At 57.2% G+C, this 23,926-nt stretch carries 28 protein-coding genes; 13 read left to right on the top strand and 15 right to left on the bottom strand.

Annotated elements, in window-relative coordinates; genetic code table 11:
- The first annotated feature begins 9 nt into the window (after window positions 1-9).
- From DNI29_RS01765 to DNI29_RS24395, 3 genes are all read left to right on the top strand, one after another.
- The gene (locus DNI29_RS01765) at window positions 10-1,230 is read left to right on the top strand and encodes a DUF2157 domain-containing protein (protein ID WP_110976348.1); all 1,221 of its coding nucleotides are present in this window, start codon (window positions 10-12) and stop codon (window positions 1,228-1,230) included.
- A complete protein-coding gene (locus DNI29_RS01760) occupies window positions 1,227-1,820 on the top strand; it encodes a GDYXXLXY domain-containing protein (RefSeq protein ID WP_110976347.1) in 594 nt (197 codons plus the stop codon). The genes DNI29_RS01765 and DNI29_RS01760 overlap by 4 nt, the downstream gene beginning before the upstream one ends.
- A 94-nt stretch (window positions 1,821-1,914) precedes the next feature.
- Window positions 1,915-2,058, top strand: coding sequence for a hypothetical protein (locus DNI29_RS24395; protein ID WP_162303473.1), 144 nt, complete (start codon window positions 1,915-1,917; stop codon window positions 2,056-2,058).
- Window positions 2,059-2,123: 65 nt separating this feature from the next.
- On the opposite strand, the gene DNI29_RS01755 is transcribed toward DNI29_RS24395, so the two are convergent.
- Window positions 2,124-2,657 carry an ExbD/TolR family protein gene (locus DNI29_RS01755; RefSeq protein ID WP_110976346.1) on the bottom strand — a complete coding sequence of 178 codons (534 nt, stop codon included), beginning with the start codon at window positions 2,655-2,657 and terminating at the stop codon, window positions 2,124-2,126.
- 140 nt (window positions 2,658-2,797) lie between these two features.
- Here DNI29_RS01755 and DNI29_RS01750 point away from each other — a divergent pair, with 140 nt between their 5' ends.
- Window positions 2,798-3,247 carry a hypothetical protein gene (locus DNI29_RS01750; protein WP_110976345.1) on the top strand — a complete coding sequence of 150 codons (450 nt, stop codon included), beginning with the start codon at window positions 2,798-2,800 and terminating at the stop codon, window positions 3,245-3,247.
- On the opposite strand, the gene DNI29_RS01745 is transcribed toward DNI29_RS01750, so the two are convergent.
- The 3 genes from DNI29_RS01745 to DNI29_RS01735 form a co-directional block, all read right to left on the bottom strand.
- Window positions 3,248-3,832 (bottom strand): 5-formyltetrahydrofolate cyclo-ligase, encoded by a 585-nt coding sequence (locus DNI29_RS01745; protein WP_110976344.1) that lies wholly within the window; start codon window positions 3,830-3,832, stop codon window positions 3,248-3,250.
- 75 nt (window positions 3,833-3,907) lie between these two features.
- Complete coding sequence (gene bshC, locus DNI29_RS01740; RefSeq protein ID WP_110976343.1) at window positions 3,908-5,500, bottom strand: bacillithiol biosynthesis cysteine-adding enzyme BshC; 1,593 nt, start codon at window positions 5,498-5,500, stop codon at window positions 3,908-3,910.
- Between the two features lie 105 nt (window positions 5,501-5,605).
- Entirely contained in the window at window positions 5,606-5,944 is a 339-nt protein-coding gene (locus DNI29_RS01735; protein WP_369073968.1) for a 2OG-Fe(II) oxygenase family protein, read from the bottom strand.
- Between the two features lie 289 nt (window positions 5,945-6,233).
- Between DNI29_RS01735 and DNI29_RS01730 the strand changes: the two genes are divergently transcribed.
- Window positions 6,234-7,373, top strand: coding sequence for an acyltransferase family protein (locus tag DNI29_RS01730; RefSeq protein WP_110976341.1), 1,140 nt, complete (start codon window positions 6,234-6,236; stop codon window positions 7,371-7,373).
- Window positions 7,374-7,431: 58 nt separating this feature from the next.
- Here the strand turns inward: DNI29_RS01730 and rimO are convergent, their stop codons facing one another.
- The 8 genes from rimO to DNI29_RS24390 all read right to left on the bottom strand — a co-directional run bounded on the left by rimO (window position 7,432) and on the right by DNI29_RS24390 (window position 14,286).
- A complete protein-coding gene (gene rimO, locus DNI29_RS01725) occupies window positions 7,432-8,745 on the bottom strand; it encodes a 30S ribosomal protein S12 methylthiotransferase RimO (protein WP_110976340.1) in 1,314 nt (437 codons plus the stop codon).
- Between the two features lie 175 nt (window positions 8,746-8,920).
- Window positions 8,921-10,078, bottom strand: a complete 1,158-nt coding sequence (locus DNI29_RS01720) for an acyltransferase family protein (RefSeq protein ID WP_162303472.1) — start codon at window positions 10,076-10,078, stop codon at window positions 8,921-8,923.
- A 134-nt stretch (window positions 10,079-10,212) separates the two neighbouring features.
- Window positions 10,213-11,190: a signal recognition particle-docking protein FtsY gene (gene ftsY / locus DNI29_RS01715; RefSeq protein WP_110976338.1), complete on the bottom strand. Its 978-nt coding sequence runs from the start codon at window positions 11,188-11,190 to the stop codon at window positions 10,213-10,215.
- A 176-nt stretch (window positions 11,191-11,366) separates the two neighbouring features.
- The gene (locus tag DNI29_RS01710; RefSeq protein WP_110976337.1) at window positions 11,367-11,528 is read right to left on the bottom strand and encodes a DUF4295 domain-containing protein; all 162 of its coding nucleotides are present in this window, start codon (window positions 11,526-11,528) and stop codon (window positions 11,367-11,369) included.
- 7 nt (window positions 11,529-11,535) lie between these two features.
- Complete coding sequence (rpmG, locus tag DNI29_RS01705) at window positions 11,536-11,718, bottom strand: 50S ribosomal protein L33 (protein ID WP_045689232.1); 183 nt, start codon at window positions 11,716-11,718, stop codon at window positions 11,536-11,538.
- Between the two features lie 167 nt (window positions 11,719-11,885).
- The gene (locus tag DNI29_RS01700) at window positions 11,886-13,535 is read right to left on the bottom strand and encodes an aminopeptidase P family protein (RefSeq protein WP_238387977.1); all 1,650 of its coding nucleotides are present in this window, start codon (window positions 13,533-13,535) and stop codon (window positions 11,886-11,888) included.
- 229 nt (window positions 13,536-13,764) lie between these two features.
- Window positions 13,765-14,004 (bottom strand): 50S ribosomal protein L28, encoded by a 240-nt coding sequence (rpmB, locus tag DNI29_RS01695; protein ID WP_110976335.1) that lies wholly within the window; start codon window positions 14,002-14,004, stop codon window positions 13,765-13,767.
- Window positions 14,005-14,109: 105 nt separating this feature from the next.
- Window positions 14,110-14,286 carry a C1orf53 family protein gene (locus DNI29_RS24390; protein ID WP_238387976.1) on the bottom strand — a complete coding sequence of 59 codons (177 nt, stop codon included), beginning with the start codon at window positions 14,284-14,286 and terminating at the stop codon, window positions 14,110-14,112.
- Between the two features lie 125 nt (window positions 14,287-14,411).
- Here DNI29_RS24390 and DNI29_RS01690 point away from each other — a divergent pair, with 125 nt between their 5' ends.
- The gene (locus DNI29_RS01690) at window positions 14,412-14,882 is read left to right on the top strand and encodes a hypothetical protein (protein WP_110976334.1); all 471 of its coding nucleotides are present in this window, start codon (window positions 14,412-14,414) and stop codon (window positions 14,880-14,882) included.
- 21 nt (window positions 14,883-14,903) lie between these two features.
- Here DNI29_RS01690 and DNI29_RS01685 read toward each other — a convergent pair whose 3' ends face one another.
- The gene (locus DNI29_RS01685) at window positions 14,904-15,806 is read right to left on the bottom strand and encodes an LEA/WHy family protein (protein ID WP_110976333.1); all 903 of its coding nucleotides are present in this window, start codon (window positions 15,804-15,806) and stop codon (window positions 14,904-14,906) included.
- Between the two features lie 217 nt (window positions 15,807-16,023).
- Here DNI29_RS01685 and rocD point away from each other — a divergent pair, with 217 nt between their 5' ends.
- From rocD to DNI29_RS01675, 3 genes are all read left to right on the top strand, one after another.
- Complete coding sequence (rocD, locus tag DNI29_RS01680; protein ID WP_110976332.1) at window positions 16,024-17,289, top strand: ornithine--oxo-acid transaminase; 1,266 nt, start codon at window positions 16,024-16,026, stop codon at window positions 17,287-17,289.
- Window positions 17,290-17,500: 211 nt separating this feature from the next.
- On the top strand, window positions 17,501-17,719 hold the full coding sequence (locus DNI29_RS24015) for a hypothetical protein (protein ID WP_123823028.1): 219 nt from the start codon (window positions 17,501-17,503) through the stop codon (window positions 17,717-17,719).
- Window positions 17,720-18,152: 433 nt separating this feature from the next.
- Window positions 18,153-18,404, top strand: coding sequence for a hypothetical protein (locus tag DNI29_RS01675; protein WP_123823027.1), 252 nt, complete (start codon window positions 18,153-18,155; stop codon window positions 18,402-18,404).
- Window positions 18,405-18,623: 219 nt separating this feature from the next.
- Here the strand turns inward: DNI29_RS01675 and DNI29_RS01670 are convergent, their stop codons facing one another.
- Window positions 18,624-18,941, bottom strand: coding sequence for a hypothetical protein (locus tag DNI29_RS01670; RefSeq protein WP_238387975.1), 318 nt, complete (start codon window positions 18,939-18,941; stop codon window positions 18,624-18,626).
- 252 nt (window positions 18,942-19,193) lie between these two features.
- Here DNI29_RS01670 and hemB point away from each other — a divergent pair, with 252 nt between their 5' ends.
- The 3 genes from hemB to DNI29_RS01655 all read left to right on the top strand — a co-directional run bounded on the left by hemB (window position 19,194) and on the right by DNI29_RS01655 (window position 21,390).
- Window positions 19,194-20,186: a porphobilinogen synthase gene (gene hemB, locus DNI29_RS01665; protein ID WP_202910356.1), complete on the top strand. Its 993-nt coding sequence runs from the start codon at window positions 19,194-19,196 to the stop codon at window positions 20,184-20,186.
- A gap of 84 nt (window positions 20,187-20,270) precedes the next feature.
- Window positions 20,271-20,783: a GNAT family N-acetyltransferase gene (locus DNI29_RS01660; RefSeq protein WP_110976330.1), complete on the top strand. Its 513-nt coding sequence runs from the start codon at window positions 20,271-20,273 to the stop codon at window positions 20,781-20,783.
- An 85-nt stretch (window positions 20,784-20,868) separates the two neighbouring features.
- Window positions 20,869-21,390: a hypothetical protein gene (locus tag DNI29_RS01655; protein ID WP_123823026.1), complete on the top strand. Its 522-nt coding sequence runs from the start codon at window positions 20,869-20,871 to the stop codon at window positions 21,388-21,390.
- Between the two features lie 41 nt (window positions 21,391-21,431).
- On the opposite strand, the gene DNI29_RS01650 is transcribed toward DNI29_RS01655, so the two are convergent.
- A complete protein-coding gene (locus DNI29_RS01650; RefSeq protein WP_110976328.1) occupies window positions 21,432-22,829 on the bottom strand; it encodes an APC family permease in 1,398 nt (465 codons plus the stop codon).
- 97 nt (window positions 22,830-22,926) lie between these two features.
- On the opposite strand from DNI29_RS01650, the gene DNI29_RS01645 reads away from it, so the two are divergent.
- Window positions 22,927-23,883 (top strand): cation diffusion facilitator family transporter, encoded by a 957-nt coding sequence (locus tag DNI29_RS01645; RefSeq protein WP_110976327.1) that lies wholly within the window; start codon window positions 22,927-22,929, stop codon window positions 23,881-23,883.
- The last annotated feature ends 43 nt before the right edge of the window (window positions 23,884-23,926 follow it).

Raw genomic sequence — 23,926 nt, 5'->3', positions numbered from 1 at the left:
GCCGGTATTATGAGTCGTAAGCTATTAGAAACCGACGGGCGCGAGTGGGTACAGAAGGGGATTATCTCGGAGGCGCAGCGCGAGCAGCTGCTGGACCTTTATCCTACTGATGCCACCGCCATTGGCCTACTGCCATTGCTGGGTTCCTTGCTGGTAGGCCTGAGCGCCCTGAGCGTGGTAGCGGCCAATTGGCAGGGCTTGCCCGAGGTGGTGCGCCTGGCCCTACTGCTGGGCTCTTTGTGTGGTGCCTACGCCGGTGGCGAGTATTTCCGGCGCCGCGGCAACCTCAATCTGGGCATGGGCCTGATTGCCCTGGGCCTGATCTTGTTCGGGGCCAGCATTGTGCTGACCAGCCAGCTTTACCAGCTCATCGGCTACGACCTCACGGGGCTGCTGGCCTGGGCCGTGGCCGGCATGGCCCTAACGTGGCTGTACCGCAGCCGCTTGCTGTTCCTGATGACGGCCGTTATCAGCGGCATCGTGCAGGGCTACAATACCGGGCAACTGGGCGCGTTCAGCTACCTCACGGCCATCGGCACGGCCCTGGGGTTGGGCTATTACTGGTGGCGCCGCCCCGATGCCTTGCTGGGTGGAGTGCTGGCTACCGGTCTGCTCTGGCAGGCGGCGTTGCTGATCAACCACCTGCACGTTAAAATCACGTGGTTTTTCATTCCGGCCATGCTGGTGTACGCTTTCGGCGACTGGCAACCCGACCGGCCGGCTGGTCGGGCCTTGCAGGGGCCGCCGCTGGTAGCGGCCTTCCTGTTTACGCTGGGGCTGGCTTTGTTTGGGGAGTCTGACCTCTATGCCGGCCAGCTACGGGCGCCCCTGCTGCCCTACCTGGCTTCTTTGGCCGGGGTGCTGGCGGTGTCAGTACTTGGCAAGCGGCAGCGCGGCCGCCTCGGCAGCCTCACCGACTGGCTCCTGCTGCTACCGGGCTTTTATTTCACGGGCGGCCTGCCCCTGGCCATCGCCACGCTGGTGGTGTTGTATGCCTACTCGGGTGCCGTGTTGCTTCGAGCCCACCAGGAGCAAAACCAGGACCGCGTGACGCTGGGCACGGTGCTGTTCATTATCACCACGGCCGTGGCGTACTTCAAGCTGACCTGGGGTTTCCTGGATAAGTCGTTGTTTTTCCTGCTGGGGGGCTTGCTGCTGCTGGGCCTAAGCTGGTGGCTCCGGCGCCGGGCCGCGCATACGTTTTCCTCATCAACCACGCCTAAGCCATGAGCACGCCCCTCGCTGATCCTCTGACGCCGGTTTCGGGCCCGGCCGGGGGTAGCCCCTCCACATTGCCTGAACTGCCCGAGCCCACCCGCCGACGGTGGATGCAATGGCTGGTGCTGGCACAGGTGCTGTTTGTGCTGGGGGTGGCCGCCGCCGGATATGCTACCGCCGCCCTGGGCCGCACCATCACGCTCCGCACCCGCCCCGTTGACCCGCGCGACCTGCTCTACGGCGACTACGTGAACCTACGCTACCAGGTCAGTGAGCTGCCAGGCCGGCTGTGGCGGGGTACTACCCTGCCGCGCCGTCACCAACCGGCCTACGTGCTGCTCGAGCCCCAACCTGATGGCACCTATGAGGCCGTGGCTGCTTTCCCCGAAAAGCCTGCTACCACGGGCAACCAGGCAGTGCTGCGCGGCTCAGTACAGGACGTATGGCGGCGCGGATTGCGGTTGCGCTACGGCCTGGAGCGCTACTACGTGCCCGAAGGCGCGGGCCGGCAGCTAGAGCGGCGACAGAGCCTGCGGGTGCAGGTGAGCGTGGCGCCCTGGGGCCAAGCGCGCATAACCAGCGTAGAGCCTAGTGCTGAATAGGGCGGAAAGCATAAAATATATATCTTGCTCTCACATTTTTCCCGTCCCTACCTATCCTATTGCATGATGTTTAATTTCCTACCTCTTCTATTTCATGAAAGCCAATTTATCCAACCTGGCTCAGGTGCTGGCAGCCCAGCGCCAGGCCGCTCAACCTTCTGCCAATCGTAAAAACTCTTCGGCCGCCAGCCCCAGCTCTGCCCTGCAGACGCCTGGCACTGACACTGCCAAGAAATAAAGCTCATGGGCCGCACCAGTTAGCTGATGCGGCCCATGAGCTTTTTGCTACAATAGAAAACAGGCTTACAGCTGCTGCCCCTTCAGCAATTCTTCGTCGGAACGGTTTAGCTCTACCAACGCATATTTCTTCTGGTCTGTGATGTTCATTTCATCCAAGGCGTCTACCAGATACTGGTACTTCGTGCCTGGCTGGGTTTTGATGAGCACCACGGGCGCTGGCTGCTGGCGCTGCCGCTGCAGCAATACTTGGCGTAACCCATCGGCGCTCAGGTCGGTGGTATGCAGGACAGGGCGCGGCGTGGCCGGATTGACGGCGGCCTCATTCAGGCCGAAGAAGTATCGGACTTTTCCATTTTCTCCCAGAATCAGTGTCATGGCCTGCTTTTCCGACACTTTGTTGTCTGGTTCGAGGGTAGGCTTTTTGCTGGGCATGCCAATTTCCATTACCGTGGGTTTGGCAAAGGTGGTTGTCAGCATGAAGAAGGTCAGGAGCAAAAAGGCCAGGTCCACCATGGGCGTCATGTCGAGGCGGAAGGCTTTCTTGGTGGCGCGGGGTTTACCCGAGCGAGGAGCGGAAGCAGCTTGAATTTCGGCCATAATGGGGTTGAGGTTAGGTGAATACAGGTGTATTCGGGCAACGCTATACTACCATTCTATATTGCTTACTCAACGGAAGGCAAGCTTCCTCTTGCCCCGACTTATTGTACTTTCTACCTCAAGCCCCTACTGCACATTTTATGCAACGTTATTGGTACTCACTCGCCACGGCGCTGGGCGTCTGGCTTGTGCTGTGGCTGTTGCTTGTCGGCACGCCCTTTCTCTGGCAGCCTACCCTCGATATACAGATGCATACCACTTACTTCGTTGTCGGTAGCTACCTGGGGCAACTTTCCACTTTTCTGTTCGTCCTGATTTTCGTTCTGCTGCTCGACGCTGTGCGTCGGCAGGCCGCCAAGAACTCAACGGCGGCTCTAGCTTGTGGTATTGGCAGCTTCCTCCTACTCTCCTGGAGTATAAAGCTCAACACCGCTTACTTTACTCCTTGGGCCACGCAAGATATTCTTACACCTGTTGCTTATCCTAACGCCTTGGTTAAGATTATGTGGGCGACGCAAGTGCTTCTGCTTATAGCAGTCATTTGGTCAGGAGTCACGCTTTGGCGGTTTCGCTCGACTCGTTCTCACTAATTACTTCGCCTCTGGAAACCACCACACCTGCTTGGGCGTGATGCACGCATGAAGCGGCACGTCGCCGGGCCACGCATCCTCGATGCGTAGCACTGGTGGTTCCAGGCTCAGACCGATACGCAAGGCATCAGGCCGACACTGCGCCAAAAACTGGTCGTAAAACCCTTTGCCGTAGCCTACACGGTGGCCCACTTCGTCGAAGGCCAGCAGAGGAACCAGGATGGCGTCGAGTTGGGGGGGTAGGATTTCCGCGGCTCCTACGGGCTCCGGAATGCCCCAGCGGTTATTCTCTAGCCTGGTTTCGGGTGTGAGGTGAAAGTGGCGCAGGGTATGTCCATCGGGCTGCACCACGGGCACAGCCAGTTGCAGCTCCGGCAACTCTGCCCAAAGCTGCTGAATCAGCGGCCACGTATCCGGCTCCTTCTGCCGAGCAATAGGCAGGAACAGGTGCAGCCACTGCCACTCCCGCAGCGGAAACAACTGATGCAATTGCAGCCACAACGCTTCGCTCCGGCGGGCCACTTCCTCTTCCGACAGGGCCCGGCGGCGAGCCAAGGCTTCCCGGCGCAGTTCGGCTTTCAGCATACCAAGGGGGTAGTAAAACGGCCCGCCTCAGGTGGAAGCAGGCCGTTGGGTTAATCAACAGAACTCCTGTTGCTATTACTCCTCTTCCAGCACCGTGAACTCCAGGGCCAGCGGGTCAAAGGCATCGAGGAGCTGCTGAATGAATTGAGGGTTGTTGATCAGGATGCTGAGCACGTTATCGGTGCGCTCCTGCAGATGGCCGCCGGGCATGAGCTTATCTTTAAGAGCCGTAAGCTGCGAGTAGGCCGTTTCGTGCTTGGCTTCGGCAGCTTTGCTCAGGCGCTTTTCTAGGCCCTGCACAATGCCTGTTACTTTCTGCTGCTCGGCCGCTACGGTTTTCACTAAGGTAGGGTCGAGGCGCTGGGCCAGGTCGGCAACAGCTTGGAAGGCGGCGGCTAGCTGCTGTTGCTGCTCCTGTAGGCTCACTTCTTCCTGGCCCAGCGTGGCGCCTACCTGCTTTTTCAGCTCCGGCAGCGGCCGGAAGATATCCAGGGAAGTAAGGCCCAGCTTGCGCAACTTGCCGGCGTTAGCCTTGCCCACGTATTGAGCCGAGTTGCGGGGTAGCAGAATCGGGAAGGGCACGTTATTTTCCTCGAACACGCCTTTCAACTGAAACCAGTAGGCCACTTCTGCTCCGCCGCCAATGTAGCAGAGGTTGGGCAGCAAGATTTCCTGGTACAACGGCCGTAGCACCACGTTGGGGCTGAACTGCTCGGGGTGTTGGCGGACGAGTTCCAGTAGCTCTTGCTGGCTGTGGCAGCGGCCCGTGTTGCGCACCGTAACCTGGGCGCAATCCTGGGCGGCATCGTACTCCAGCCGCTCCCGCTTGCCGGCATCAGTCAGGAAAAACAGGTTGAGCGGGCGCGAGTACACTTGAGGCTTGTAGCCGGCGGCTTCCAGCTGGGCATTGGCCTGCTGCACCGCTCGGTTCGAGGCCTGCTCCCGGATTTCCTTTTCCAGCACCGGCACCAGCGCCTGCTTAAGGGCGGGCGCATCGGCATCCAGGCTCACTAAGCCCAGCTCCCCAAACAGGTCGTGGGTGAGGCGACGGGTAGCGGCAGCCAGCGTATCAGCCTGCTCATAGGATTCGCGGAACAAGGCGGGCACATCGGCGGGCAGTTGGTCGAGCAGGGCTTCCTTCATACCATCCAGCTGCAGACGACCCACTGGCCCACCGGTTTCCGGGGCGTTCCACTCGTACTTCTTCCCGAACAGGTTAAAGTGGTTGATTTCCGCGAAATCGTGGTCTTCGGTGGCCATCCAGTACACCGGCACGAAATCAAACTCGGGGTACTTTTCCTTAAGCTGCCGGCTCAGCTTCACCGCCGATACAATCTTATAGATGAAGTACAGTGGCCCAGTAAGCAGGTTGAGCTGGTGGCCGGTGGTGATGGTGAAGGTGGTCTCCTTCTCCAATACCGCTAGGTTGGCCTCCACAGCGGGGTGCACCGTAGGCAGGGTAGCGTATTGCTCGCGTAGGGCCGCTACCAGCCGCTGCCGGGCTTCAGGCGTATAGGATGCGCGCTTTTCTTCTATTTGCTCGGCAAAGGCGTCGAGGGTAGGAAAGCGGTGATAAAACGAAGTCAGGGCGTCGTGCCGGGCCAAATAATCGGTCAGCAGAGAGGAAAACGCGCCGGTATCGGCGTAGCGTAGAGTCGTGACGGACATACGGTAAGAGAAATATTCGGCTATAACCGGCCAGCGCCTACAAAGTAACTGGCAATTTCCCGGACGTGTTGTCTGCTGAGTTTTCGCCTACCCCCTAAACGCTGTTTAAACCGCCCAGAAGCGCATTTCCAGCGAAATTCGGGTAGCCGCAGAATTTAAATTAAGCGCACCGCCGTGTAGTAGGTAGGGCGAGAAGAGCAGCACCTGTTCCGGGCCGGGGTTGGGGCGCACCAACTCCAGCGGCTCATTGCTACCTTTTAAGGCGGGCACACTGTAAGCCGTGCCGTTGTAGGTAGCCCCGCCAGCTGTGCGCTCCGTGCGGTCTTCCGGCCACCAATGGCTGCCCGGGACTAGTGTCAACGACGAATCAGGGGTGCTACCTGCTACTGGAAAGTAGATGTTTATACCGTCACGCAAGCGGTCCAGCCACACATCGCGGTGCAGAGGGTTATTATCGGTACGCCCAGGGCGCGCTAGGCGCAGGTGAAACGCCGCTGCCCGTTGTGGGGATTATGCGCGCACGGCGCGGCCACATAGTTCACTCACGCGCTGTTCCACCAATGCTATTGGCACCGGCAGATCCTAGTTGCCATTAACAACAAAGGTACCGTACTGCTACCGCTTCATACTGCCATAAAACCTCTATTATATAGTACTATCACCCATATAAAATTGTACATTATATATTCAATTCACTGAGTTGAGCAGCTTCCATCCTACCCTCTTCTATGATATGAACATAACAGCTACTCGCCCTTTCTTTCCGAACCTCGACGGCTTACGCACACTGGCTTGCGCGGGCGTATTTCTGTACCATACCCTGTTTATGTACGCCTTTCTCTGGACGCCGCACGAGGCGCCGGTGTATCATTATGGGTTACGGCTGCTGAGCTTGGGTACTATGGGTGTCAACTTCTTCTTTGTGCTCTCAGGCTTCCTGATTACCTACCTGTTGCTGCACGAAGAAGCTTATCAAGGTCACATTAACTTGCTTGGCTTTTACTGGCGACGGGTGCTACGCATCTGGCCGGTTTACTTTGCCTGCCTTGCTTTTGGCTTTTGGGTGGTGCCATGGTGGATGCACGCCGCCGGGCAACCCTGGCACGATACGGCCCGCCCTGAACTCTACCTTACGTTCCTGGCCAATCTGGATATGGTAGATCCGAAAGCATTCAGCTTGGGCGTTTTGTGGTCGGTGGCTGTTGAGGAGCAATTCTATGTACTGTGGCCACTGCTCCTCCTGCTGTTCACCCGATGGCGCCCCGGCGCGGTAATACTGGTTTTGCTGGCCTCACTGCTATTTCGCTACGCACACGCCACCGACCCAGTGGTGCTGTACCAGCACACCTTGGCCGTGGTGTCAGATATGGCGCTGGGCGGGGGAGCAGCCTGGCTAGCCTTTTCGCGGCCTAGTTTTCGCGAATGGGTAAGCCGCTGGCCTCGGGCCGTTATTGTAGTAGGGTACTTGGCAGGCTTCTGCCTGCTGGTCGGACAGAAATACTTCGCCGATGGCACCTTGGGAATTACGTTTCAGCGCTCGCTGCGCGGAATGTTTTTTGTGTTTGTGGTACTGGAACAAAATTATGCTACTCACTCGTGGTTCAAGGCGGGCCGAAGCAGGAGCCTGACGTATTGGGGCAAGTTTACGTACGGTTTTTACTGTCTGCATCCTGTCAGCATCTTTGTGGTCGTGTTTTGCTTTGATCGGCTTCATTTGCCTCACACGCTGCCTACGGTACTGGCCCTCACGGCGCTGTGCTTACCTTTTAGTCTTGCCCTTGCGTGGGTAAGCTACTATTACTGGGAACGGCCCTTCCTGCGCCTTAAATACCGATATACAGCCGAGCCTGAACCTGCTCCATCTTATAAATAAGAAACGGCGCCCCCATTTGGAGGCGCCGTTGCGCACTAATTAGCATGTAATACCGAAACTAGATCAGCTTGCCGTACAGGTCGAAGTCCGAAGCTTCTGTTACCTGTACTTGGGCGAAGTCGCCGAGGCGCACATAAGTATCTTTTGTGGCGGGCACCAGCACTTCGTTATCTACCTCAGGCGAGTCGTACTGGGTGCGACCCACGAAGTAACCGCTTTCCTTGCGGTCGAAGAGCACTTTGTAGGTTTGGCCTACGCGCTCCTCGTTCAGCTCCATCGAAATGCCCTGCTGCAGCTCCATAATCTGGTCGGCACGGTCCTGCTTTACCTCGGCGGGCACGTTGTCTTCCAGGGTGTAGGAGTGGGTATTGTCTTCGTGCGAATAAGTGAAAATGCCCAGGCGGTCGAAGCGCGTGTCCTCCACGAAGCGGTACAGTTCCTCGAAATCCTGCTGGGTTTCGCCGGGGTGGCCGGCAATCAGCGTTGTGCGCAGGGCAATGTCGGGTACGCGCTGGCGGATGGTATCTACTAGCTCTACGGTGCGGCGCTTACTGATGCCACGGCGCATGGTTTTCAACATGTTATCCGAAATATGCTGCAGGGGCATATCCAGGTACTTGCAGATGTTTTCCCGCTCGTTCATCACGTCCAGGGCATCCATGGGGAACTGCGAGGGGTAGGCATACTGCAAACGGATCCAGTCGATGCCGTTCACATCGGAGAGGTGGCGCATCAGGTCGGCCAGCTTCCGCTCACCGTAGTGCTGCAGGCCGTAGTAGGTCAGGTCCTGGGCAATCAGAATCAGTTCCTTGGTGCCCATGGAGGCCAGGCGCTTGGCTTCCTTCACCAAATCCTCAATGGGGCGGTCCTGGTGTTTGCCACGCATGAGCGGGATGGCGCAGAACGAGCAGGGGCGGTTGCAGCCCTCGGCAATCTTGAAGTAGGCGTAGTGCGCGGGGGTAGTCAGCAGCCGCTCGCCCACCAGTTCGTGCTTGTAGTCGGCTTCCAGCTTCTTCATCAGCTGGGGCAGCTCCAGGGTGCCGAAGTAAGCATCCACCTGCGGAATTTCCTGCTCCAGGTCGTCCTTGTAGCGTTGGGAAAGACAACCCGTCACATAGAGCTTTTCGAGGCGGCCGGCTTCCTTCTCGTCGGCGTAGCGCAGAATGGTATCAATGCTTTCCTGCTTGGCGTTGTCAATAAAGCCGCAAGTGTTGATGATAACGATGTTGGCGTCGCTGGTGTCGGCTTCGTGGGTTACCTGGAAGTCGTTGGCGCGGAGCTGGCCCATCATCACCTCCGAATCGACGAGGTTTTTGGAGCAGCCCAGGGTAATGACGTTGACTTTATTGGCCTGTTGGCTTCTGACTTTCATGCTGGGGTAGTAAGCAGGCGGCCGGGCAATTTCTTAGCAGTGAGAAAGTTGTCCGCTACGGCCCGCGGCGAATTGAGGACCGCAAAGGTACGAACTCGGCAACGCCTTTTCCTACTCTGAATGTTCCATTTGCCGGATACCCCTGTTCCCTACCCCTCCTATTTAGCTTAACCTGCTACAGGCCCCTACCCCCCGTGAGTAGCTCATACACCGGCGGCGCTACCCGGCGCAGCAAAGCGCCTACCCCTATGGAGAAGGCAAACATAACCAGGGGCAGCAACATGAACACCAGCAACTGCTGCCTCGGCCAGAAGTACAGCGCGGCCTCCGTGGCGTAGCTCAGCAGCGGTACGTGCACTACATAAATGATAAAGGAAAAGCTGGCAATCCAGGTAAACCACCGTTGCCGCATAGCTACCCGCACCAGACCATCGGCCCCGTACCACATCACCAGCATGCCCAGCAGTTCGGAGGCCCGGTGCAGCAACGACATCACGCTGAACGAAGGTCGCTCAAGATGAAAAGCCAGCCAGGTTTTCACAGTCACGATAACCAGCCACACTACCGCAAACAGCCACCAGTTAAACCAGCGCGGCGGCGCTTGCACTTCTATATCCCGTCGGCGCAGCCACACGCCCAGCCCGAAAAAGCACAGGCCGGTTCCTTCTATCATGGGCAGTCCCAGGCCCAACATCCACATGGCCCCGGTTACAGCAAAATACACTAACGGTGCCCGGTCAATGGCTTTGCGCAGCCACGGGTATCCGAGGTTGTAGAAGAACAGGCTTCGGATAAACCACAGCTGAAACGGCAGCGGAATCAGGAGCCACGCCGCCAGCAACTGCCCGGGCGAGTAGTTACTGACCAACGGGTTATCAACTCCGAATGGACTTAGCGCCGCCGAGAGCACCAGTTGCCGGGTAGCCGGAAATTGCTCTAAGGCCCAGGTAAGCACTAACCCCAGCGCGCTCCACACTATGTAAGGCACCAAGAGAGTACGAATCCGACGCTTTACCCGCACGCCGTGGGGCTCCCTACCCTCGTGGTGAGCGAAGAGGTAACCGGATATGGCAAACAGAATCGGAATTCGAAAGCGCAGCAGCCCATTGGCCAGGAAGTACTGCAGCCAGGTACCGCCGGCCAGCGGCTCATCTACGGGCGTCCAGGGCTGCAGGTAGCGCGGGTGCAGGTTGTAGGCGTGCACGTACACCAATAACAACATAGCCACCAACGACCAGAACCGGAGCTTCTGGCTTAGAAATGCATCGAGGCGGGCGGGTGCTGTTGATGAAATAGCCGGTGCGTCGGCGGCAAAGGGTAGCGAAGCAAGCATAAGCAGTGGCATAAGGGCAACCAAGTGCTGAATTTTGCCGGCGCATAGTCTGTGAAGCAATGCCACAAAAAGCCCGGCCCACCGAAACTACACGTTTTCGGCGGGCCGGGTTGGAATATTAAAAGAGTTATTTGTTATTTTTTAAAAAGAGAGTTCACAAATGTGTGCCGATCAAAGAGTTGCAAGTCGGTCATTTTTTCGCCTACCCCAATGTAGCGTACTGGTACCTGCAACTGGTCTGAAATACCGATAACTACACCACCCTTTGCGGTGCCGTCGAGCTTAGTGATGGCCAACGCAGACACTTCGGTAGCCTTGGTAAACTCCTTGGCCTGCAGAAATGCATTCTGCCCGGTGCTGCCATCCAGTACCAGCAGAACCTCATGGGGCGCATCTGGAATAACCTTCTGCATCACTCGCTTGATCTTGCTGAGCTCGTTCATCAGGTTCACCTTGTTGTGCAGACGGCCGGCCGTATCAATAATTACCACGTCGGCCTGCATTTCCACACCTTTCTTTACCGCGTCGTACGCCACGGAAGCGGGGTCCGTGTTCATGCCGTGTGAAATAACCGGCACGCCCACTCGCTCACCCCAAATAATGAGCTGATCCACGGCCGCTGCCCGGAAGGTATCGGCTGCACCCAGCACCACCTTCTTGCCCGCCGAGTGAAAGCGGTGAGCCAGCTTGCCAATCGTTGTGGTTTTGCCTACCCCATTCACGCCAACTACCATAATCACAAAGGGTGAACCGGTGTTGTCGGGGCGGTCGAGGATGGCGCGGGAGCCGGTGGCGCCGCTGTTGCGGTCCAGCAGGTCGGCAATTTCTTCGCGAAGAATACGGTCCAGTTCCGAAGTGCTCACATACTTGTCGCGGGCTACACGCTTCTCAATCCGGTCAATGACCTTCACAGTGGTGTCAATCCCTACGTCGGCGTGTACGAGCAACGTTTCAAGGTCGTCCAGGACGGCCTCATCCACGGTGCTTTTGCCCACTACGGCTTTACTGAGCTGGTCGAAGAAGCTGGTTTTGGTTTTCTGCAGGCCCTCATCAAGCGCCTGCTGTTGCTCCTTGCTTTCCTTATCCTTCTTGAAAAAATCGAAAAGTCCCATGCGGTCAGGATGTAGCGCGAAGCTCCAGCTTCGCGCATCGTTGCTGAGGTTGAACTCCTTTGCTTAAGCTAAGTTGCCCAACGAGGCACGAAGCTGGAGCTCCGTGCTACAACGCAAAAAAGTCCCACGGTGGCGGGACTTCTTCACTTCGGTAGGAATGCCACGGGGGCGCCGAATTACTTAACGCCGGTGGCGATGTAATCCTGCACTTTATCAACAGGCACCATCTCCTCTTTGAAGGTGTAAGCGCCGGTTTTCTCCGATTTCACCGCACGGATGACCTTAGCCCAGTCCTTGCCGGTAGCGGTTTTCAGGGTTGCTACTACTTTCTTAGCCATTGCTCAATTACTTGATTTCCTTGTGAACGGTCATCTTCTTGAGCACGGGGTTGAACTTCTTCAGCTCGATGCGCTCAGGAGTGTTCTTACGGTTCTTGGTGGTGATGTAGCGCGAGGTGCCCGGCTGCCCCGAGTTCTTATGCTCAGTGCATTCAAGGATTACCTGCACCCGGTTGCCTTTTTTAGCCATCTCGACGGGGTTTTGGGATTAAGGACTGCAAAGGTACAAGGGTTTTCGATAATGTCAAATAGAATATGGCTAATTAGTTGATGTGCTGAGGAGTTGGGGACTTTAAGCATTGTTTCAAGCGTCTTCTGTCCTGCTTTTCAGCACCCCACCCTGATTAGGACAGTTGCTTATTTCAGTTCTGGCAGCTTGAAATCATCGAGGGCACTAGGTTTCGCCATCATGCTTTCCACTTCCGCTACTGTGCGTGGCGCCTCCCGCGAGAGGTTTTCGTAGCCTTGCTGGGTAATCAAAATATCGTCTTCGATACGCACCCCAATATTCCACCACTTCTTATCGCAAGGGCTACCCTCCGGGATATAAATGCCGGGCTCCACGGTCAGCACGTTGCCAGCCTGCAACGGCGCATAGGTACCGGGGTCGTGCACATCGAGGCCAAGGTAGTGGCTGGTACCGTGGGGAAAGTAAGTGCGGACCTCCTCGGGCTTGTTAATGATTCCCAGCTTTAGCAAACCGTCGGTAATTACTTTCTGGGCGGCTTTGTGAGGTGCCTGGAATTCGTTGCCGGGCTTGCACGCTGCGAAGCCGGCATCCTGGGCAGCCAGTACCAGTTCATAAATCTGGCGCTGAGCCGGGCTGAACTTACCAGACGGCGGGATGGTACGGGTTACATCGGCGGAATAGCCGTGGTATTCGGCCCCACAATCCATGAGCAGCAGGTCGTTTTTAACCTGCGTCTTGTCGTTTTCGGTGTAGTGCAGAATGCAGGCGTTGTTGCCGGCTCCCACAATGCTGGGATAACCCTCAAACTCGGCGCCGTATTTTTTATAAACGTACTCGTGCAGGCCTTGTAGCTCCATTTCGCCCATATCGGGACGGGTAGCCTTCATTACTTCCTGCTGCCCAATGGCGCTGATACGCACAGCCCGGCGCAGTAAGGCTATTTCCTCAGGCGTTTTTACTTCGCGCAGTTGAGCCAAAGCAGCCTCCAAAGCCTGCGAATTGTAGCGGCTGACGGGTTTGTTGGCTATGGCTTTTTGCCGCTCAGCTTCTGTTTTTGCTCCCAAATACGCCTGCACGTAAGCATCCTGCGCTATAGCGGGCTGGGTTTGACTGAGCCGCAAGAGGTTGGGCTGCAAGCGCTCCGCTCCAGAGATGCCTCGTTGTTGAATAAGCTGCTGAGCCTCTGCAACAGCCGGGTTAAAATCAGAGGGAATGGCGGCCTGCTGGCGGAACGTAGCTACCAGATTGTACAAGTCGGCCGGGTCGTCGGCGTTGTCGCGCACATCAGTAGGCAAGGCTTGGAAAGCTATCTGCGAAAAGCTCGACCACTTGATGCCGGCGTCGGCAAACTCTTTGTTATCAGCCACAAACTGTAGTTGCAGCTGCTGCTTCGCTCCCTCTGTGCCTAGTCGGCGGCCGGTCCACTGCTCGGCGCGGGCATTGCGAGGCTGCACAAACAGAGCTTCTGTAACTCCGCTTTGCCCTTTAATGGTCTGGGGCTCTTTGAACAGCACCAGCACGGCTTCCGGCTCGGTGTAGCCAGTGAGGTAGTAAAAGTCGGGGCTTTGATGGTAGATAAAATCTACGTCGTTGGCGCGGTTGCGCACCGGAGCGGCAAATAGCACCGCCACCGCACCGGCCGGAAGTGCTTGGCGTATTAACTCCCGCCGTCGCTTATGGAAAGACGCAGACAGCAAATCCATCGGTCGGTCGGGACCGGCAGCACGCTGGGCTTGAGCAGCAGGTGCGGCCAAGAGGCAGCCTGCCAGGAGCAACAGGCCACTTGATTTTCTGAGCGAAGGCAGGGAGTAAGGCATAGCGCAAGAAAGACTATTTCCGGCATTCGACGTTGCAGCGGGGGTAGGGCGCTGCCTGCCCTAATCTCCCTCCAAAGCACGCTACCCTGCTTGCTGTGTACCGCCCCAAACAACAGCGCGAAGCTTCCGCTACCCACAGAACTCAGACCTCCAAACAAGAAGTTTCTGATATTCTGCGCGTGGCGGAAGCTTCGCGCTCTGGCAAAAAGGCTTGCTACCTAGCTGAAAGCTAGTAAACGATGAAGCCCTGCTCTTTAGCCTTCTTCAGGACCGACATGATGCCGTTCTTGTTGATGGTGCGGATGGTGCTGGCAGCAACTTTCAGCGTAACCCAAGCATCCTGCTCAGGGATGTAGAAACGCTTCTTCTGCAGGTTCGGGTAGAACTTGCGCTTAGTCTTGTTGTTGGCGTGCGAAACGTTGTTGCCTACGCGGGTACGCTTGCCGGTCAGATCACAAACTCGGGCCATGATATCAGGAGCTTAGAGGTTTCAATGCTAGAAAAAGGGACGCAAATATCCGAAGTATTTTGACAGAAGCAAACCCAATGCTTGAAAAATAGCAGGTTAGCCCATTTACGAGCCAGAACGGGGCTTCTTTTTGTCGCGCTCCAACTGCCAGGGACAGTGTCGGCAACCGCTGCCGCAGCAAGTGCCTCGCCGTAAATGGTACTGTTCCGTGAAAACCATGAAGCCTTCCGGGGTCAGGTAGTAGTCGCCGGGCTGAAGCGGCTGAGGGGTAATACGAGCCACAAAAAGTTGAAACGGATGAAGTGCTAAGATACCAAAGCTTCGGCGGAATCATTTCTAAAACCTGTGCGGGCCCTTGCTTGTATATAGCTGTCCTACGGTATTTCCTCGGTCTTAGCTTTTCCCTTATGCGCCCCATCCTACCCCTTCTGCTAGCTGCCTTGCTTACTGGGGTAGCACAGGCGCAACAACCCGTAGCGCCCGGCATCTCGCTGTTGGTACGGCAGTTAGCTCAGGCCCCGGAACCCCTACCTGCCCTGCCCCTGAAAGAAGCCCGCCGAACTTTACCTCAAGCTCGCCAGCGCTACCAAGGGGGCCTGCCTACCGGAGCCAGCTTTTACTTAACAGCTCGTGTACTCAACGAAGCCGCGACTCCCGAGCCGGTGGTATTAGCGGTAGATTCCTGGCAGGGCAACCACATCAGTGGCCGAATTATGCGGCCTGGGCCTAACGGATTCCCTACCCCCGGCGCAACCGTCAACCTCGACGAATCGGCGGTGTTGGACTGGATTGTGTTGCGGCCGAATGGAGCTGAGGAGGGTAATTTTCTGGGCAAGTTCCTGGACCTAGAGGAGCGGTTGGCAGTTCTGAAGGACTAAGCAGCCAGCTCCAATAGCTGCCTACTCTCCTTTCTTCGGAATATCCTTTAGATCCTGCAATGTGCCCGTGCTGTTGAAGCGCATGGTCATGTCTTTCGGGTTGTGCTGGCCAGCGGCTACCACTGCAGAGCCATTCAGCTTGTAATCGGTTTTTTTGGCTTTGAACAGGGTTTTGAAAGCTACCTTGGGTAAGCCTTTTGGCTCGAACCGGACGTGAATGGGCATCAGCTCCGTACCTTTTTTCCGAAACGAGACATCTTTCTCTTCCACCCCTTGCACCTGCATATCGTCGCTGATGCTGAAGTTATAAGAAACGCGACGCACCGTAACTGGGAAGGGGTTGTAGTTAGTCACCCGCAGGTTAACAATAGCCTCTCCGTTTTTTAGGCCTAGGTCCTTAATGTCCACATCCGCCACCTCAATTTTAGGCAGCTTCGGGATGTAAACACGCTTGGTCAGTTCCACCGGTATTTTTTGCGCTCCAGCTACTGGTAGTCGGGTGTAAAGCGTCATGGCCATCTGCACATCTACGCAGTCTTGCTGGCTATTTTTTACAGTTTCTTTCACGTTGCTCAAATCCACCGACATCGGAATCTGCAGGTGGTTTACATCATTCCCTTTCAGCACCAGCGGCTTGTCTTTGCTGCCTTCTGCCAGCAGTTTGCCATCAACGCGCGTCTGATAACTCATGCTGTCTACTTTTAGCGTTACAGGCATGTGGTTGCGCAGGTCGGCTTTCATCTGGGCCTGCAGGCGAGAAGCCGTAATGTTGTTCACGGCCAGGGAAGTATTTTCCAGAGTTGGCAACAGTTCTTTTCCCTTATCGGTTGAAAAGTAAGCCCATCCTCCCCCAATTAGCAGTAGCACTACCGCTACTGCTACAAAGGTCCAGGCAGGGTGACGACGCGCAAAAGCAGCAGCCATAGCATTAGAAGCCACTTTGGATAAGATATCAGGAATGCCGCCACGCAGTACACATGGTTGAGCTTCAATTATTTACAAAGCAGCTTCTTTTCTTTACTCCCTTATACAGCACAAGGGTTATAGCCGAGCTGCCCCCTACTGGCACTCTACCGATGGAGGCTTTTTCCGTAGTTTTGATTTAGTTGATTCGCTCCTTTCTCCAAACCACCCTCCCATTATGCACGCTCCTACCCAGCCAACTTCCGATATCTTAACCCGACCCACCCGCAGCCAAGAGCTGATGGCGTTGGAAGACCAGTACGGTGCCCATAACTACCACCCCCTACCCGTGGTGCTGAGCCGGGGAGAAGGCGTGCACCTCTGGGATGTGGAAGGCAAGCACTACTACGACTTTCTTTCGGCTTACTCGGCTGTCAACCAGGGCCACTGCCACCCGCGCATTATTGGGGCCCTAACCGAGCAGGCCCAGAAGCTGACTCTCACGAGCCGGGCTTTCTTCAACGACCAACTGGGCCTAGCCGAAAAGCAGCTTTGTGAGCTGTTCAACTACGACAAAGCCCTGCTGATGAACTCCGGGGCCGAAGCTGTGGAAACGGCCCTGAAGCTGGCTCGCAAATGGGGGTACCAGGAGAAAGGCATTGCTCCGAACCAGGCGCGCATTGTGGTGGCCGAGCACAACTTCCATGGCCGCACTACGGGCATAATCTCTTTCAGCACTGACCCTGACTCGACGGGGGGCTTCGGGCCTTATGTGCCGGGCTACCAGGTAGTACCTTACGACGACCTGGAGGCGCTGGAAGAAGCCGTGAAAGATCCGCATGTATGTGGTTTCCTGGTGGAGCCCATTCAGGGAGAAGCAGGCGTGATGGTGCCCTCGGAAGGCTATCTGGCGAAGGCGGCGGCTATTTGCAAGGCGCACAATGTGCTGTTTATAGCAGATGAGATTCAGACGGGCCTAGGCCGCACCGGCGAACTACTGGCCGTGTGCTACGAGGCTGTGCACGCTGATATTCTGATTCTGGGGAAAGCGCTGAGTGGCGGTGTGCTACCCGTGTCAGCGGTGCTAGCCCGCAACGAAATCATGCTGACCATTCAGCCGGGGCAGCACGGCTCTACGTTCGGGGGGAACCCGCTGGCCTCAGTGGTGCTAAGAGCCGCCCTCGACGTGCTGCTAGACGAAAAGCTGACCGACAATGCCCGCATTCTGGGCGAGGTATTCCGGGAACGGATGCGCCGGGTGCAACAGCAGCGCCCCGAGGTAGTGGAACTGGTGCGCGGTAAGGGCCTGCTCAACGCTGTGGTTATCAAGCCCCACCCCGACGGCCGTACCGCCTGGGACGTGTGCGTAAGCCTGATGGAGCGCGGCGTGCTGGCCAAACCTACTCACGGCGACATTATTCGTTTCGCACCGCCGCTGGTCATTACAGAGGAGCAAATCCACGAAGTTTGCGACATTATTGAACAGGTAATCCGGGAGTTTTAGACCACGTTTCCCTGTCGTTATCATCAGCGGACGGCCCCCAAGGGGAGCCGTCCGCTGGTCGTTTATTCCCCTACGTTCACCGGAGCTGAGAACCTCCCACCGACGAAACTGATAAGCTGGCAGCGCAGGCTAGAAGCTTGGTCGAGGAGACCTGTGAGGGCACGCTGGGGGTAGTAATTTTGACTCATTACTACTTCGAAATCTACTTGTTATGCGCGCTCTTCGTTTGCTCTTGATCTGTGGTGTAGTATCTGTAATGGCCAGCTGCCAGACTAGCCGCTCGGCTTTCCAGCGCCAAAATTCGGGACCGGTAATGTCGTTTTCCGCTGATACGGCTACCACGGTTCTGCTACTGCACGACTCACAAGGCCCGCAGGCTACCCGCGTGCAGATGACGGCCGCCGAAGCCGCCGCGTTCCGTCAGCAATAAGTTGTAGTACGCTTTTTCGCCCCCTGATTTTCACACACCACGCCGCCGTAGCTGCTCTTTCCTAGGAGCAGTTGCGGCGGTGGTGTTTTAGCGGTTCCTTTCGCGGAGCTTTACATGCGCGGGCTGCCTTCAGTTTGACTTACTTTGGGGCATGCAAATATTCCGATGGAGCCGCAGCTGGGCGGTGACTGGGCTGCTGCTTTGCGGCTGCCGAAGCGAAAAAATAGCCTTCCAATTTATACCGGTGCGGTCGTCGGCTCCGGTTGTAGCAGCTGCTTTACCCCCCCCATCGGCTTCTGCTCCTATGCTTCCTGCGGAGCCCATGGCCCGGCCTACCCCCTCCGTAGCAGCCAACCCAACTTTGGTAAAAAAGCCGCAGCAAGTTATTTCCAGCAGGAAGCCCCGGCAGGTTGCTTCCACTCACAGACGGCCGTTGCAAGCTCACAGGCGACAAGAAGCCGCGGCGCGGCGCGCACCCCGGCAGACCTTTAAGCGGGATACATTCCATTTGGTGCTGGGTGGGTTGCTGGTTGCGGCAGGGGTAGCAGCCGGGTTTGTGCTGGGTGGCTGGCTGGGCCTAGGAGTGGGGGCCGTCATCGTGATTTTAGGATACTACTTTCTAGTACTAGGTATGGGCGGGCAGCACGCTTGGCTGGAAATCTTCCAGGAGTTCTTCAATATGTAACTCACCTTGTAGCGGTTAGCTACCCCCAGCAGATGGCTTATCAAATGGCCTGATTGCCTTGATGAAGGAGGGTTTACTACTCTGTTTTCTTTCGGCTCAGGCCAAGCGGAGGCCTACGCTATCCGTTGTCTGAATGATAGTAGCCGCACCAATACAAAGGCCCCGCATTACCAAGTGGCAGTGCGGGGCCTTTGTGTTATTTTCTGATGACCAGCTGACTTAGGAATTAGAGCCGCCGGCCTGCGAAGTGCTATCGTTGGGCTGGTTGTTGCGGAACTCCTTATCAGAGCTGTCGGCGCCCCGTTCGTCAGAGGGAGCGGCATGGGAGCCTTGTGGGCTGTGGGTTTCCGGGTCGAACTTGCCTTTTTTGGCACCGCCACTGTGGCCTTCGCGGCTGGGCACATTTTCGCCGCGGGTGTTATCGGCGCCACCAGCTACTGGGCCTTCGTGCGGGCCCGAGGGTTGGCCACTTACTCCTGGGGCGTGCTTACCGGTTTCGGCGCTATTGGGCGAGGACTCTGTTTTCTTATTATCCATGGTGATTGGGTTAAGTTAGGTGGAGGCTTATCCGAAATGGCTGGTGCGGGTAAGCTACCCTAGTGTACGACTAGCAGTCGGAATAGGATAAGGCTCAGCTTGATAAGCCGAAGCTGGGAGGCGGTATTGCCAGACGTAGCCGGCCGTGGGCAAGGTAACCAGTCTACCTGCGCCCAGCCAGAATATACTCCCGTCCGCAACCTTACCTTTGCCGCAGTTGTTCTACCCCGTCTTACCAACTGAAAGCAATCCATGCCTATTCTGCCCACGCACCGCCCGCGCCGCAACCGTAAGTCACAGGTTATCCGCGACATGGTGCAGGAAACCCGCCTCACCACTCACGATTTTATCTACCCGATTTTTATCACCGAAGGCCAGAATCAACAGGTTGAGATTAAGTCGATGCCGGGTATCCATCGGTTTTCGGCTGACCGGGTTATCGATGAAATCGGACGTTGCGTGGAGTTGGGTATCAAGAGCTTCGCGCCTTTCCCGCAGGTGAATGAGGTGCTGAAAGACCGGCTGGCGCGCGAGTCGGCCAACATGGAAGGGCTCTACCTTAAGACGGTGGCCGACATTAAGCGGCAGTTTCCGGAGGTGGTTCTGATGACCGACGTGGCCATGGACCCCTACTCCAGCGACGGGCACGACGGCATTGTAGACCCCGATTCGGGCGAGATTCTTAACGATGCGTCTTTGGAAGTACTGGGCCAGATGGCCCTGGCCCAGGCCCGCGCCGGCGCCGACATCATCGGGCCTTCTGATATGATGGACGGCCGCGTGGCCTGGATTCGGGAGGTGCTGGATAGCAATGGCTTCTCGGGCGTGAGCATCATGAGCTACACGGCCAAGTATGCTTCGGCCTTCTACGGCCCCTTCCGCGATGCGCTGGACTCTGCCCCGAAGAAAGGCGACAAGAAAACCTATCAGATGAACTACGCCAACCGTCGCGAAGCCTTGCTGGAACTGGCTCTCGATGAGCAAGAAGGCGCTGATATGGTCATGATTAAGCCCGCCCTGAGCTACCTCGACGTCATTCGGGAAGTGCGCGACAACACCCAGCTGCCAGTAACGGCCTATAACGTGTCGGGTGAGTACGCCATGGTGAAGGCCGCCGCTCAGCAGGGCTGGCTTGATGGCGAGAAAACCATGATGGAAGTGCTGACCAGCATCAAGCGGGCCGGCGCCGACGCCATTCTGACGTACTTCGCCAAGGAAGCCGCCGAGGTGTTGCGCCGGGGTTAATTGCCGAATTGTCTCAGAAAAGCGGGATCGGCCTCGGCTGGTTCCGCTTTTTTTGTGGAGTTTTCCGACTCAAACCTCTTCTATATGGCAACCCTGCTGCGCCTTGCTACCCCTTCCGATGTTCCCGCTATTCTGGCCCTTATTCGACGGGTAGTGCCCCTGATGCAGGCCAGCGGCAACCAACAATGGAGCCTCGATTATCCGAATGAAGAAGTGTTTCAGCAGGATATAGCCAAGGGCCATTTGTGGGTAGCGGAACTGGATGGCGCGGTAGCGGCCGTGGCGGCCCTCACACACAACGACCAAGACGCCGAGTACGCCCAGGCCGACTGGGACTTCGCGGAGCCGGCCCTGGTAACCCACCGGCTGGCCGTGGACCCGGCCGCTCAGGGCCACGGCTTGGCCCAGGCACTGCTGGAGCAGGCCGAGCACTTGGCCCGTGAGCAGGGCCTGCGCATATTGCGCGTGGATACCAACTCCGAAAACCAGGCCACTCAGCGGCTATTCCCGAAGCTGGGCTACCGCTACGCCGGCGAAATCACGCTGGCGTTCCGGCCGGGGCTGCGGTTTTTCTGCTACGAGAAGCGGCTGGGGTAATGCCGCCCGCCTAGCACTGGAATCCAGCCGGGCGGATAGGGCTGTTAGCTATAGTATTAGGCCGTGTCTATCTACCATGAATGATATGAACAAGCATCTAGTACGCCTCCTACTTCTCACAGGACTGACCGCAGCCGCCTTCCGGGGCTACGGGCAGCATCCCGTTGCGGGTAGTAGCCCCGGATATGCGGTAGCCGAGCCGCTGTATCTGCTGAACTCAAATAGCATTGGGAGCAGCGGATTTCTACCCCAGCTTACTCCTGCTGATATAGCGAACATTCATATTTATAAGCGCGACACTGTACCCCCACGCTTGGCAGGGTTAGCTTTGACGGGCATTGTAGCCATCGACTACAAAAAGCAGATTCACAGCCAATCATTCGCACAGCTAAGCCGCCAGCAGGGCGTGAGCGGACCATTTCAGGTAACTATTGACGGGCGGCCGCTCAGCGCCGAGCAGGTTGCGGCTCTGCGCATTATGCCGGCGGCCATTGCGCAAGTACACGTTACGCCGGCTACTCCCGCAGTGCCCGAGGCCGTTATTACCATTGCGCTTACCAAGGCCAAGCCCGTAGAGTATCCGCCCGGCACCATCCTGATTCGGTAAGCTCCCCGAAGTAGCGCCGGTGCACGCTGTTTTGGGACCATTTACTTTTCAAATGGCCAGCGCTTCAGGCGGTGGCTCCAGAGCAAGAATACGCCTACCCCCAACACCATCATCAGCAGAGCTCCTACTTGGAAAGGCAAAAACAGCGTCACGGTTTCGGAAAGGCTGAGTTTGACCCCATCCTGAATGCTGAAAAACACCCAAAGCCACACGGCTACCGCTACTACCACGGGCAGGGGGTAGAGCGGCATCCGGAACGGCAGGCCCTGGGTACCGCGCCGGCGGCGCAGCAGCACCAGCCCCACGGCCTGGCCCACGAACTGCACCAGAATGCGCATGGCCAGAATGGCGCTGATGACTTCGCCGAGCTTAAAGAGCAAGCTGAACACAAACCCTACCCCACCCAGCAGCAGTAACGATACATGCGGGAAGTGCTTGGTAGGGTGCGTGCGGGCAAAAACGGGCAGGAACTCCCCATCAGCGGCGGCCGCGTAGGGGATGCGCGAGTAGCCCAGCAGCACGGCAAACAAGGAGGCAAAGGCTACCCAGAGCACCAGGGCCGTGGCCGCTTTGGCCGCCGTTGCACCGTAAATTCGCTCCACAAAGGTGCTAACGATAAACTCGGAGCGGCTGGCTTCGGCCCACGGAATAACAGAGCCCACGCTCCAGTTAAGCAGCAGGTAGAGGGCCATGATGCCCAGAATGCTCAGGAAAATGCTGCGCGGAATGATTTTGTGAGGCGCCTGCACCTCGCCGCCCAGATGGCACACATTGTAGTAGCCCAGGTAGCTATAGATGGTCTTAACAGTAGCCTGCCCCATTGCTGCCGACAGCAGTACGCCGGGCAAGGCTCCTACCCCTCCGGCAGGCAGCCAAGCCACCGGATGCGTGGCGTGGGTCACACCGCCCAGAATCAGCCAGCCCATCAGGCCCAGCACACCTAGCCACAGCAAGACTCCAAGCCGCCCGATGTCCTCGATTTTGCGGTAGAGCAGGGCCAGCAGCAGCAAAACCACCGTGCCGGACACCAGCTTGGGTTGCCACCACTCCGTGAGGGGCACCAGGTAGCCAAAATACTGCGCGAAGCCAATGGCTCCGGAGGCTACTACCAGCGGAGCCTGCACCAGCGTTTGCCACACGTACAGAAACGACATCAGCCGGCCCCACTTCTGCTCGCCGTAGGCCAGCTTCAGGAAGCGGTACGAGCCGCCGGCCTCGGGGTAGGCTGCGCCTAGCTCGCTCCAGATCAGGCCATCTACCAAACTCAGGGCCGCGCCTACCACCCAGGCCAGCAGAAAGTTTGGCCCCATAAACCCCATCACCAGCGGCAAGGTCACGAAGGGCCCAATGCCCACCATGTCAATCATGTTGAGAGCTGTGGCTTGCACCAGGCCCAGGCGACGTTTGAGGGGAGCAGTAGGGGTAGTAGTTGGGGTCATAGAGGCGTAAAAGCCAGATCAGGGCAGATTGTTCAGCCGGTCGTTCCAACCCCACCCTACCCCGGTGCGTACCACCAGGGTTTAACCGTTGAACTGTATGGCCGGAAGCTCTTCTAAAATTGCCATCTACGGCGCTATTGGGGCCAACGTCGCCATTGCCATCAGCAAATTTGTGGCAGCTTTCTTCACGGGTAGCTCGGCCATGCTTTCGGAGGGGATTCACTCCTTGGTAGACAGCGGCAACGGTCTGCTGATTTTGTTTGGGGTGCACCAAGCCGAAAAGCCCGCCGATGCTCGCTACCCCTTCGGGCGAAGCAAGGAGCTGTATTTCTGGTCCCTGATTGTGGCCATTCTGGTGTTTTCGGTGGGCGGCGGCATGTCGTTCTACGAGGGGGTAGAGCACCTGAAAAACCCGGCCCCTATCACCGATGCCACCTGGAACTACTGGGTGCTGGGGCTTTCGATGCTGTTTGAGGGCATTTCCTTTTTTCTGGCTTTCCGGGAGTTCAACAAGAGTCGCGGCGACGCAGGTTTCTGGGCTACCCTCCGCCGCAGCAAAGACCCCTCAGTATTCGCCATTATGATGGAAGACTTGGCCGCCCTGCTAGGCCTCGTTATTGCCCTGGCCGGCGTGTACTTCGGGCACATGTTCAACAACCCTTACTTCGATGGCGGAGCCTCCATCTGCATTGGCTTGCTGCTGGTATCGGTAGCCATCTTCTTGATTTATAAAACCAAGGGTTTGCTGGTAGGTGAGGGGGTAGACGATGAAACCCTTGATGCTCTTGAAGTACTGGCCCGGCAGCAGCGCGGGGTGGAGCAGGTGCGCCGCCCCATTACCATGTACATGGGCCCTCAGGATGTAGTGCTGGCCCTGGATGTGGAGTTTCACGACCACTTATCGGCCAACGAAGTGGAGAAAACCGTAGACGAGCTTCAGGATGCCATCCGGGCTAAGTTTCCGGAGTTTAAGCGCATCTTTATTGAGGCCAAAGGCCTATCGGGTAAGCAGCGCCAGGCCTCGGGGCCGGCTCCTGTTTCGCCCCAGATTTAACTTTATTTACGCGCCGGGCAGTTCTTACCTGGCGCCTTTATGT

This window comes from Hymenobacter sediminis, assembly GCF_003231285.1.
Taxonomy (GTDB): domain Bacteria; phylum Bacteroidota; class Bacteroidia; order Cytophagales; family Hymenobacteraceae; genus Hymenobacter; species Hymenobacter sediminis.
The sequence above is the reverse complement of the archived record's forward strand: the minus strand, read 5'-3'. Positions and strand labels throughout refer to the sequence as shown.

What these genes read in the sequence shown, in the direction of transcription:
- bshC (WP_110976343.1), bottom strand. Translation starts at nt 5,500, where the DNA reads ATGTCCGTCACGACTCTACGCTACGCCGATACCGGCGCGTTTTCCTCT.
- DNI29_RS01690 (WP_110976334.1), top strand. Translation starts at nt 14,412, where the DNA reads ATGCGCCCCATCCTACCCCTTCTGCTAGCTGCCTTGCTTACTGGGGTA.
- ftsY (WP_110976338.1), bottom strand. Translation starts at nt 11,190, where the DNA reads ATGGGACTTTTCGATTTTTTCAAGAAGGATAAGGAAAGCAAGGAGCAA.
- DNI29_RS01745 (WP_110976344.1), bottom strand. Translation starts at nt 3,832, where the DNA reads ATGCTGAAAGCCGAACTGCGCCGGGAAGCCTTGGCTCGCCGCCGGGCC.
- rimO (WP_110976340.1), bottom strand. Translation starts at nt 8,745, where the DNA reads ATGAAAGTCAGAAGCCAACAGGCCAATAAAGTCAACGTCATTACCCTG.
- rpmG (WP_045689232.1), bottom strand. Translation starts at nt 11,718, where the DNA reads ATGGCTAAAAAAGGCAACCGGGTGCAGGTAATCCTTGAATGCACTGAG.
- DNI29_RS01765 (WP_110976348.1), top strand. Translation starts at nt 10, where the DNA reads ATGAGTCGTAAGCTATTAGAAACCGACGGGCGCGAGTGGGTACAGAAG.
- DNI29_RS01750 (WP_110976345.1), top strand. Translation starts at nt 2,798, where the DNA reads ATGCAACGTTATTGGTACTCACTCGCCACGGCGCTGGGCGTCTGGCTT.
- rpmB (WP_110976335.1), bottom strand. Translation starts at nt 14,004, where the DNA reads ATGGCCCGAGTTTGTGATCTGACCGGCAAGCGTACCCGCGTAGGCAAC.
- DNI29_RS01645 (WP_110976327.1), top strand. Translation starts at nt 22,927, where the DNA reads ATGGCCGGAAGCTCTTCTAAAATTGCCATCTACGGCGCTATTGGGGCC.
- DNI29_RS01655 (WP_123823026.1), top strand. Translation starts at nt 20,869, where the DNA reads ATGAACAAGCATCTAGTACGCCTCCTACTTCTCACAGGACTGACCGCA.
- DNI29_RS01670 (WP_238387975.1), bottom strand. Translation starts at nt 18,941, where the DNA reads ATGGATAATAAGAAAACAGAGTCCTCGCCCAATAGCGCCGAAACCGGT.
- DNI29_RS01710 (WP_110976337.1), bottom strand. Translation starts at nt 11,528, where the DNA reads ATGGCTAAGAAAGTAGTAGCAACCCTGAAAACCGCTACCGGCAAGGAC.
- DNI29_RS01650 (WP_110976328.1), bottom strand. Translation starts at nt 22,829, where the DNA reads ATGACCCCAACTACTACCCCTACTGCTCCCCTCAAACGTCGCCTGGGC.
- DNI29_RS01755 (WP_110976346.1), bottom strand. Translation starts at nt 2,657, where the DNA reads ATGGCCGAAATTCAAGCTGCTTCCGCTCCTCGCTCGGGTAAACCCCGC.
- DNI29_RS01730 (WP_110976341.1), top strand. Translation starts at nt 6,234, where the DNA reads ATGAACATAACAGCTACTCGCCCTTTCTTTCCGAACCTCGACGGCTTA.
- hemB (WP_202910356.1), top strand. Translation starts at nt 19,194, where the DNA reads ATGCCTATTCTGCCCACGCACCGCCCGCGCCGCAACCGTAAGTCACAG.
- DNI29_RS24015 (WP_123823028.1), top strand. Translation starts at nt 17,501, where the DNA reads ATGCGCGCTCTTCGTTTGCTCTTGATCTGTGGTGTAGTATCTGTAATG.
- DNI29_RS01685 (WP_110976333.1), bottom strand. Translation starts at nt 15,806, where the DNA reads ATGGCTGCTGCTTTTGCGCGTCGTCACCCTGCCTGGACCTTTGTAGCA.
- rocD (WP_110976332.1), top strand. Translation starts at nt 16,024, where the DNA reads ATGCACGCTCCTACCCAGCCAACTTCCGATATCTTAACCCGACCCACC.
- DNI29_RS01700 (WP_238387977.1), bottom strand. Translation starts at nt 13,535, where the DNA reads ATGCCTTACTCCCTGCCTTCGCTCAGAAAATCAAGTGGCCTGTTGCTC.
- DNI29_RS01660 (WP_110976330.1), top strand. Translation starts at nt 20,271, where the DNA reads ATGGCAACCCTGCTGCGCCTTGCTACCCCTTCCGATGTTCCCGCTATT.
- DNI29_RS01760 (WP_110976347.1), top strand. Translation starts at nt 1,227, where the DNA reads ATGAGCACGCCCCTCGCTGATCCTCTGACGCCGGTTTCGGGCCCGGCC.
- DNI29_RS01720 (WP_162303472.1), bottom strand. Translation starts at nt 10,078, where the DNA reads ATGCTTGCTTCGCTACCCTTTGCCGCCGACGCACCGGCTATTTCATCA.
- DNI29_RS24395 (WP_162303473.1), top strand. Translation starts at nt 1,915, where the DNA reads ATGAAAGCCAATTTATCCAACCTGGCTCAGGTGCTGGCAGCCCAGCGC.